The sequence below is a fragment of the Alcanivorax sp. HI0044 genome (genome assembly GCF_001634945.1).
Genome location: NZ_LWEZ01000003.1, coordinates 1 through 1075, shown reverse-complemented (window position 1 = coordinate 1075; position 1075 = coordinate 1). Strand labels below are relative to the sequence as shown.

1 protein-coding gene is annotated in these 1075 nt (G+C 36.7%); it reads left to right on the top strand.

Translation table 11 applies throughout. The features are described from left to right. The coding region (locus tag A3730_RS00060; RefSeq protein ID WP_063537178.1) for an SIR2 family protein at positions 1 to 1075 on the top strand (1075 nt) is incomplete at both ends.

The following is a 1075-nucleotide window of genomic DNA, read 5'->3' as shown; positions in this document are numbered from 1 at the left end:
TTTCCCGGAGTATAAAACGTATATCGGACAAGAAGAGTTATTGTTTTCAAATCCTCAGGAAATAGGTGAGATATACAAGATTCACGGGTGTTCAACTAACTCAGATTCATTGGTTCTTACTGATTCTGATTATAATTCTTTTGACCAAAAGAACACCTACTTGGCAGCAAAATTAATAACTTTGTTTGTTGAGCATCCCGTTGTATTTATTGGGTATTCAATTTCGGATGAAAATATTAGCAGTTTGTTAAAGGCAATATCTGGCTGCATTGGGAAAGATAATATTGAGCAGCTGAGGAAAAACCTGATTTTCGTCCAGCGATTGTCCGCAGGAGAAGAGCCAAACATATCGGACACTTATTTAACTATTGATGGAATACAGATACCATTAGTGTTAGTTAAAACTAACGACTTCCTTCCAGTTTATAAAGCAATTCATTCCACCAAAAGGAAAATTCCTGCCAGAGTATTGCGTTATTGCAAAGAGCAGCTATACGAACTGGTGCAATCTTCAGAACCAGAGAAGAAAATTTGCGTTGTTGACATAGATGAAATTGAAACAAAAGATGATGTAGAGTTTTTAGTCGGTGTTGGGGTTGCTCAACAAGATTTTGTAGGGCCGTCACCAATCGGCTATGCGAGCGTTAGTAAAAATGAATTGTTTGAAGATTTGCTGCATGAGAATAAAGGCTACGATTGTGAGCAAATTCTAAAGCATGTTGCTCCAAAAGCATGTAAGTCAACACCTAATATTCCGGTGTTTATGTACCTAAATAAGTTGGGTATTGCTAGTGAGGAAGCTTATAGGGAAAGCGGCTATCAGATAGATAAGGTTGTATTTCGCGATGTCAAAAAGTTGAGGATGGATACATACAAAAAGCCTTATTTTAGAAACTATCGCCACATGAATATGGATCAAATTATTGAAGCTTGCACTCCCGAAAATGCCGCTGCTTACATTCCATTTCTAAGCGCAGAAAAAATTGATACTGAAACCCTTCGTCAGTTTTTAATTGATAACGAAGAAAAGTTTGATTATGGAGTATCAAACTATGCAAGTAGTTTTAGAAAGCTT